The organism is Aureibacillus halotolerans, assembly GCF_004363045.1.
Taxonomy (GTDB): domain Bacteria; phylum Bacillota; class Bacilli; order Bacillales; family DSM-28697; genus Aureibacillus; species Aureibacillus halotolerans.
The window spans coordinates 21,867-30,090 of the sequence record NZ_SNYJ01000030.1 but is presented as its reverse complement, the minus strand read 5'-3'; the positions used below and the strand labels follow the sequence as shown (position 1 = coordinate 30,090).

The window sequence follows — 8,224 nt, the reverse complement described above, 5'->3', positions numbered from 1 at the left end:
TCGAATCTCGTATTTTTTGTTCATTTGCTAGCCCTCCCATATTTTTCTTATAGAATGAGCGTAGAACTAAAATTAAATTAGGTCAAGGTACTAGTAGTCAAAACCGGCTGTAAAGTTTAAAAAACTGACTTTTTTTTATGAGGTAGTGATTCGATGAGGCTCCTATATTACAATTGTCTAAGGTGATACGGATTGAACATTCCGAAAATTAAGGGGTTGTTCTTATGCAAATGACTATGTTTCTAAATCAACAGCAGCAGCTTCACATGACTGCATCATTAAAGCAAGCGATTGAGTTGCTCTATTTCACGCAAACTGAGCTCGAGGAACATTTGTTATCATTGGCCGTGGATAATCCTTTTATCGATTTAGAGAGCCTTCATGGCCAGAGATGGTCGGAGCCAATTGCTACATCCCTTGGTGAAGCAACAATTCAGCAAAGCCCCTCATTGTATGATCAGCTGATTAGGCAAATAAGCGATCTCAACTTAAATGAAGACGAGCGAATTGTCCTAGACCACCTGGTTTTTTGTATAGATGCGAATGGGTATTTAACCGAATCACTCTCCACTATTGCCGATGAGTTTCAAGTTCCCCTAGAGCACGTCACACACTGTCTTTGTCTTTTACAGAGTCTTGAGCCGGCTGGTGTAGGTGCTCGCAGCTTGCAAGAATGTCTGTTGATTCAACTCCACTACATTCATCGTCAGGAGTTTGCCTATTTCCTCGTCAACTACTATTTCGAGGAATTCACGCAACGAAAATGGAACATCATTTCGCGATCGTTACATGTATCACTCATAGACATTCAATCAGCCTATGACGTCATCCTGTCGCTTCAACCTCGACCAAGTTTTTCTACAAACGCAGGTCCGACTGAATACACGAGACCCGAAGCAACCGTATGTATCGAGAATGGAACTCCAGTGATCTATACACATGAGACCATTTTGTCCAAACTCAAGGTAAACGATGACTACCTTCAGCTTATGCTTAAACACCCAGAGAGCAGAGAGTTTTTAAAACCATTCAAAAACCAACTAAGCTGGTTACAAAACAGCATTCTTTATAGAGAAAAGACCATTCATGCCATTCTTCATCGCATTGTCGAATTGCAGAAAGACTTTTTTTGTAAAGGACCTCAGCATTTGCAGCCAATGATTCTGAAGGATATTGCTGAACAATGCCACTTACACGAGTCCACCATTAGTCGAACCACTTCAAATAAATACATCCAGACGCCGTATGGCTTGTACGCGCTAAAATATTTCTTTTCTTCAGGTATTGATCAAAAGGACAATCCGATGATAACCTCTCACCAAATAAAATTTAAAATCGAGCAAATCATTCATGAAGAAAACAAAGGATTCCCATTTTCGGATGAGCAGCTAGTCAATGAATTGAACAAGGAAGGCGTCACGGTTTCCAGAAGAACAATTGCAAAATATCGTAAGTCCTTGGGCATCCCAGCTTCGACCATGCGAAAAGTCTATGTATAAGGCGATATAATGCAATTGATCGTTGGAGCTGATAGAAGACATATTCTTGGCGCACTAAAAAACAGGAGCTGCTCAGCGCAGTCCTGTTTTTTTATGACGTCGTTATTGTTTTTGCTTAGAAGACATTTTGGTTGTGCCCAGGCGGGAATTTCCAATCTCAAACAAGCCTGTGGATGCCAGACCTGCCAGTCCTCCAGCCCATAATCGAACAGCTAATGGGAGACCTTCAGCGAAAGGAAACGCAGCAGCACCAACGACGAGCCCAATGAGCAATGACAATAGGGGAATATAGTTTTTCGGCACATCAACCGTTACTTTAACAAGCTGTACAAGTGCTGTAATAATTGGAACCAGCACAGTGGCAAACATGAGGATGTCACTCATTTTGATAACCTCCTAAAGATAGTTCGGAATTTCTTTTTTTGCCCAATTGGCCAAAAGGGATAAACGGCTCTTATGAATGACAGTCGCTAAATACAAAATTTGATTCGCATCTAAATAGGATGCGATTTCTTGTTTTGCCCAAGCGCCCGTACCTCCACCTTTTGCGACTAAAAACTGCAAATAGGCTAGTTGGTTGGCATCGTCTTTTTTAGGTGGGGTTGTGACATTAAAAAAACGGCGTAAGCGATTGTAGGCCCAGTGGCCCGCACCTTGTAGACCATGAGTGTCCACGAGTGTCGCCCAATAAAGGAGCTCATTCGCTTCCGGCTCACTAATGTGCTGTGATGATAATTTCTCTCCAAGAACTGCCTTGTAATCAAACATAGGACATTGCTTCCATGAGTATCCCGGAAATTCGTTATGCCCTCTCGTTTCCTTGTAGGCAGGCAAATCCTTTTTCAGTGCAGCTACAAGCCTTCTTAAGGAATCCTTTTGAGCTAGTGTCGGGATCTGTGTTCTAAAATCACCTGTCAAACAAATGCCAAGAGCATGCTGATTGCTGTTCCCTACATGATAGGACATCACACCTGGGTCATGACACCAAATCACTTGTCCGTTTTTTTCAATGACAAAGTGGTAGCCAATGCCAGGCCAATCATTTGCCCGCACATGATACTGAGCAAACGCGCGTGCTGAACCTGTGGCCGTTAATGAATGATGAATGGCGATATATCGTTTTGATGTGATCGGAAATGACCGATAGGTGCGTAATGAATGCTTTGGCAATGTTTGCCGTTGATCACTAAACTTTGAAATGGACTGAAATTGATACATCTACAACTCACCTCCCTTTCTGTCGTCGTTGTCATCCAAAGAGATGTCATTTACACCCTTCTTATTACTATATGAAGAGGACGTTCAAATTCTTGTATGGACGACAACAAAAAAACACCTCATCGTTAATACGAACGATGGGTGCCTAAAAGGGACAACCTACTTATGTTTGAAGTGTATGCGTTTTATTCAACCGTTTTGAAACCATTCTTCCCGCCAATGCTGCGACAATTTGTTGAAACAGTGCACCAATAATGACGGGCAAGGACACTGCCGGTGGAAAATAGACGACAGCGATGGCTGCGCCAACACCGATGTTTCGCATGCCACAGTTGAACATCACACTGATGGCTGTTTCGGATGAAAAAGAAAGCCATTTAGAGAATCCAAGACCTAGGAAGTAGCCGGTGATTGCGAGGGCCAATACAACAAAAAACAGTTCGACGACCATACCGTTCACATCTTTGAAGTATGGGGCAGCGATCGATCCGTTGATCATAATGACCACGAGGAGGCAAAGCTTTGAAAATGGAGCGAATCGTTTGCTCATCCACATCGTTTTGCCCTTACGTAAAAAATTCACAAAAATACCCGCCGCTGATGGCAAAACGACCATGTACACCAAACCTTCCATGACACCAAATGTGTCCATCGCAATTTGCCCGCCAAACAATAGGTTCAACGTAAGCGGCAAAACAAATGGCGAAATGATCATGTTTGCAAGAATAATCGCCAACGTCAGAGATCGACTGCCATTAAAAATGGAGACCCACATTAGTGAAACAATGCCTGTAGGAATCGCAAAAGCCAGGACAAGACCCGTCATGGTATTCACATCATTTGAGAAAAACAAGTGACCCACTAAATAAGCCAACAGCGGCAAAATTCCTTGTATAATGCCTAGACTTACAATGATCGGCAAAGGATGTTTCACAATTTTGGTAAGGTCACTTGGAGAAATCGCCAAGGTGCTTGCAAATGTAATAAATGAAAAAATAAAGGGCACGAGAGGAACATAAATAGAAAAAAAGCCACTAAACAAAACCCCTAAAATAACAGCAACAGGTGTAAGAAATGGGAGAGCTTTTTCTAAACTTCGATTTAAACGGTCTAACACGCAATCCCCCCAATCCTTGATGTGTATCAAACGCTCGCCACAGTAATTCTAACTATCACATAGATTTTTTGTGAGTTCAACTCCTCATCCGATGTTCATTATACCGTAGTCATAAGGTGAAAACGATTGAAAGCGATAAAGGCAGTAAAAAAGGAGGAGTCATTGCTCCTATCAGCGACGACTCCCCCACTCTATATACGTACGATCATTGTAGGATACATGTTCAGAACAGTTACCCTTCATTGACATTCAAATACTTATACAAAAACCCATTCTCCCCAGTCCGGTCGAGAATAACATCCGCGCCGACATAAGACAATATGGCAAATACGATACACCATAAACCAACGCTCCCGATAACCCAGCCTGTTGTTGCTTTTCGTGGTGCCCCAAATGTCATCGCAAGAAAAGCCGTGGCCGATGCACTGACGAGTACGGGACCTAGCAGGGCGAATCCAGGCAACCCATATTTCCGCCAAATTTTTTCTGCCCTTTGGTGTCTTTTAGATGGCGTCTTGTTTGGAGTCTTTGCCGTTCTTCGTTGTTCTATCCAGCGTTGCATTTTCTCACCGAACATGATGACTACAAGAACCATAGATGCACTACCAAGAAAAGCCAATAAGGTAACTAAAACTATATTTAATCCTGCAACTACACCAATCGGAATAACCACTAACCCATCAACAAAAGGAATTGCTGGAGCAAAAAACACAATCAAGTAAGCAAATAAAAGTTTCATTGTTGGTTCACCTCTTGAGTAGGATTTGTTGCCATAAGAACCCGTGGAATCCTCCTATGGCTGTGACGCTAACTCATGACAACTTTCATATACATAATGTAAGTTATTATTGTCATTATGTCAAGGATCACTTACTGACCACCTGCATTCTGGGCATTGACTTCTCGAACAGTAAAAGGGCTTTCAGCACTTATCATCGCTACAAACCCTTTTATTTGCCTTAGGAACAAGCCACATAAAAAAGCCGCCCCGACTTTCGGAACAGCCCCTACATTCGTCTTATTCTTTTGGTGCTTCGACACGATCATAAGGAACGACAGCAAGCAGGATTTCCTTGTCAAGCTCGCGTTCATACTGCTGGAATTCTTCCTGTGTCCAACCTAACAAATTCTGCATTAAGTGGAGGACAGACGTTTTGTGCTCTCTGACCCAGCCGATGTTGAAATACAACGCTCCTGTTCGTCGAATAAAAAAGTCGATCGGCTTCACAACCATTTCCGCTTGGATGGCGTACACCACTTGTGCATAAATCGATGGCGTCAAACTGCCACTTAGCTCCAGGCCACTTGCGGCGTGGGCCAAACGGAAAACGTGATCGACATTCGTTCCATAAAATCTAGCCAATCGTCGTCCTTCTTGAGTTGAGAGACCATACTCTAATGCCTCTTCTCCTTTTTCACGGATAAAACGCTCAAATTGCTTTGCCCCACCAAAATCCGCGCCAGAAATCGGCAAATGCTCAGTTTTGGAGGAACTAAATTTCTTCTTCGTCTTTTTTTGCACACGTGAGGATGCTATATCAACGACATGCTCCGCCATTTTCCGATAGCCTGTCAGCTTACCACCTGCAATAGTGACCAACCCGCTGTCATGCTCCCAAACTTCATCCTTACGTGAAATATCTGAAGGGTTTTTGCCTCCTTCAAAAATCAACGGGCGCACGCCAGCCCAGGAGGACTCAACATCGTGTTCCGTAATCGTCACGTCTGAAAACATATAATGAATGGCATCTAGAATATACGTGCGATCCGCCTCAAGCATACGTGGAGTAGCCGTGTCCTTCTCATTTCCATAAAAGGTATCTGTCGTCCCAATGTATGTTTTTCGATCACGAGGTATCGCAAAGATCATACGTCCATCAGCGGTATCAAAATAAACGGCTTGCTGTAAAGGAAAAACGGACTGATCAATGACCAGATGAACACCTTTTGTCAGCTGAAGGGTCTTTTCATTTTTAGAATAATCAAGGTCACGCACGTTATCCACCCATGGACCGGCAGCATTCACAATGACTCTGCCTTTGAGTGTGAACGTCTCACCTGTAATTCGATCTGTCACCTCTATGCCTTTTACTTTCTTCTTTTCATAGAGGAAACGGTTTGCTTTGACGTAATTCATCACATCAGCACCATGCTCCACTGCACGTTTCATCACTTCGATCGTAAGCCGTGCATCATCGGTTCGATACTCGACATAATAGCCCCCACCTTTTAGATTATCTTTCTTAATGAGGGGCTCTCGTTGTAATGTTTGCTCAGGTGTAAGCATTTTTCGTCGTTCTTGTTTTTTTACTCCAGCTAAAAAATCATACACTCGCAAGCCTAAAGACGTTGAATGCTTGCCAAAGGTGCCTCCTTTGTGAAAAGGAAGGAGCATCCATTCTGGAGTCGTGACATGCGGGCCATTCTCATAGACAATAGCGCGCTCCTTGCCCACTTCCGCAACAACACCAACCTGAAATTGTTTCAAGTAGCGCAATCCGCCATGAACCAGTTTTGTTGAGCGGCTAGACGTTCCAGCTGCAAAATCCTGCATATCGACAAGGGCCACCGACAAGCCTCGTGTAATCGCATCAAGAGCAATGCCTGCTCCGGTGATTCCACCGCCAATGATCACAAGATCGTAGGACTTTTCTTGCATCTGCTGAAGCTGATGGGCACGCTGTGTCGTTTTAATTCCGTTCAATTTGATTTCCTCCTCATGATGGGATACCACTTACGGTTAGATTCCCCAGAAAGTAAAAAAAGAGGCAGAAAAACATTATGACTATCCATAATGCGTTTCTGGCCTCTCTACGTCTCTGCCGGATCATTAACTTACCAAAAGTATAGCATACGGCAAGTAAATATACCAACACTTCGCTTATTTAAATGCCATTGTCGCATGGACGGCCTTTTGCCAGCCCTCATACAATTCCTCACGACGGCTCTCGTCCATGTCCGGTTCAAAATGATCATCAACCGCCCACATGCCTGCGATCTCTTCGCGGCTTTTCCAGAAGCCTGTTGCGAGACCAGCGAGGTACGCAGCCCCTAGCGCTGTCGTCTCATTGATGACTGGACGTTCAACTGGAACATCAAGCAAATCACTTTGGAATTGCATTAAGAAATTATTTTTCACTGCACCGCCATCCACACGGAGCTTTTTCAATTCGATGCCTGAATCTTTTTCCATCGCATCAAGCACATCTTTCGTTTGATAGGCAAGTGATTCGAGTGTTGCCCGAATAAAGTGCTCCTTCGACGTCCCTCTTGTGACACCGAAAATCGCACCGCGTACGTCACTGTCCCAGTAAGGCGTCCCAAGTCCAACGAACGCTGGAACAACGTATACGCCTTCTGTAGACTCCACTCGGTTCGCATATTCTTCTGTATCTGGGGCCGCCTTCACCATCCGTAAGCCATCACGGAGCCATTGAATCGCAGAGCCCGCGACGAAAATACTGCCTTCTAACGCATATGTTACTTTTCCATCAATGCCCCATGCCAATGTCGTTAACAACCCGTGCTTTGATTTAACAGCTTTCTCGCCCGTATTCATCAGCATAAAGCAACCCGTACCATACGTATTTTTAGCCATTCCTTCCTCATAACATGCCTGACCAAATAACGCTGCCTGTTGGTCACCTGCTACACCAGCAATCGGTATGTTCTTTCCAAAGAAATGATAGTCAACCGTTTCGGCATACACTTCAGAAGAGCTTCTTACCTCTGGAAGCATCGATTTAGGAATATCAAGCATGTCTAACAACTCATCGTCCCATTTGAGATCATAAATGTTGTACATCAACGTTCGAGAGGCGTTGGAGTAATCTGTTACATGGGCTTTTCCACCTGAAAGCTTCCAAATCAGCCATGTATCGATTGTGCCAAAAAGCAAATCACCGTTGTCCGCTTTTTCACGTGTGCCTTCCACATTGTCTAGGATCCATTTCACTTTTGTACCCGCAAAATAAGGATCAAGCAACAACCCTGTTTTCTCCCGCACCATGTCGTTGAACCCTTTTTCACGCAAATCCGCACAAATGTCACTCGTTTGGCGTGATTGCCATACAATCGCATTGTAGACAGGCGATCCTGTATGCTTGTCCCAAACAACGGCTGTTTCACGTTGGTTCGTAATGCCAATACCCTCAATTTGGTCAGGCTTCACATCTGCTTCTGTAAGCACTGTTGCGATACATGCCAAAATCGATCCCCAGATTTCGCTTGCATTATGCTCTACCCATCCCGGCTTTGGAAAGTATTGCTGAAATTCCTTTTGCGCCGTTTTAACGATTTCCCCTTTTTTGTTAAACAAGATTGCTCGTGAGCTTGTCGTTCCTTGGTCCAATGCCATAATGTATGTGTCCATTTTTCTAGTCTCCCTTCA

At 43.9% G+C, this 8,224-nt stretch carries 7 protein-coding genes; 1 reads left to right on the top strand and 6 read right to left on the bottom strand.

Annotation, left to right across the window (positions count from 1 at the left end):
- Window positions 1-224 precede the first annotated feature (224 nt).
- The gene (gene rpoN, locus EV213_RS20095) at window positions 225-1,499 is read left to right on the top strand and encodes an RNA polymerase factor sigma-54 (RefSeq protein ID WP_133582350.1); all 1,275 of its coding nucleotides are present in this window, start codon (window positions 225-227) and stop codon (window positions 1,497-1,499) included.
- Window positions 1,500-1,601: 102 nt separating this feature from the next.
- Here the strand turns inward: rpoN and EV213_RS20090 are convergent, their stop codons facing one another.
- The 6 genes from EV213_RS20090 to glpK form a co-directional block, all read right to left on the bottom strand.
- Window positions 1,602-1,883 carry a holin gene (locus EV213_RS20090; protein WP_133582349.1) on the bottom strand — a complete coding sequence of 94 codons (282 nt, stop codon included), beginning with the start codon at window positions 1,881-1,883 and terminating at the stop codon, window positions 1,602-1,604.
- Window positions 1,884-1,895: 12 nt separating this feature from the next.
- Window positions 1,896-2,717 (bottom strand): peptidoglycan recognition protein family protein, encoded by an 822-nt coding sequence (locus EV213_RS20085; RefSeq protein ID WP_133582348.1) that lies wholly within the window; start codon window positions 2,715-2,717, stop codon window positions 1,896-1,898.
- A 163-nt stretch (window positions 2,718-2,880) separates the two neighbouring features.
- The gene (locus EV213_RS20080; RefSeq protein WP_166639437.1) at window positions 2,881-3,834 is read right to left on the bottom strand and encodes a bile acid:sodium symporter family protein; all 954 of its coding nucleotides are present in this window, start codon (window positions 3,832-3,834) and stop codon (window positions 2,881-2,883) included.
- Between the two features lie 232 nt (window positions 3,835-4,066).
- Window positions 4,067-4,573 (bottom strand): small multi-drug export protein, encoded by a 507-nt coding sequence (locus tag EV213_RS20075; RefSeq protein ID WP_133582346.1) that lies wholly within the window; start codon window positions 4,571-4,573, stop codon window positions 4,067-4,069.
- A gap of 279 nt (window positions 4,574-4,852) precedes the next feature.
- A complete protein-coding gene (locus EV213_RS20070) occupies window positions 4,853-6,493 on the bottom strand; it encodes a glycerol-3-phosphate dehydrogenase/oxidase (RefSeq protein ID WP_133582353.1) in 1,641 nt (546 codons plus the stop codon).
- Window positions 6,494-6,715: 222 nt separating this feature from the next.
- Window positions 6,716-8,206 (bottom strand): glycerol kinase GlpK, encoded by a 1,491-nt coding sequence (gene glpK / locus EV213_RS20065; RefSeq protein ID WP_133582345.1) that lies wholly within the window; start codon window positions 8,204-8,206, stop codon window positions 6,716-6,718.
- Window positions 8,207-8,224 lie beyond the last annotated feature (18 nt).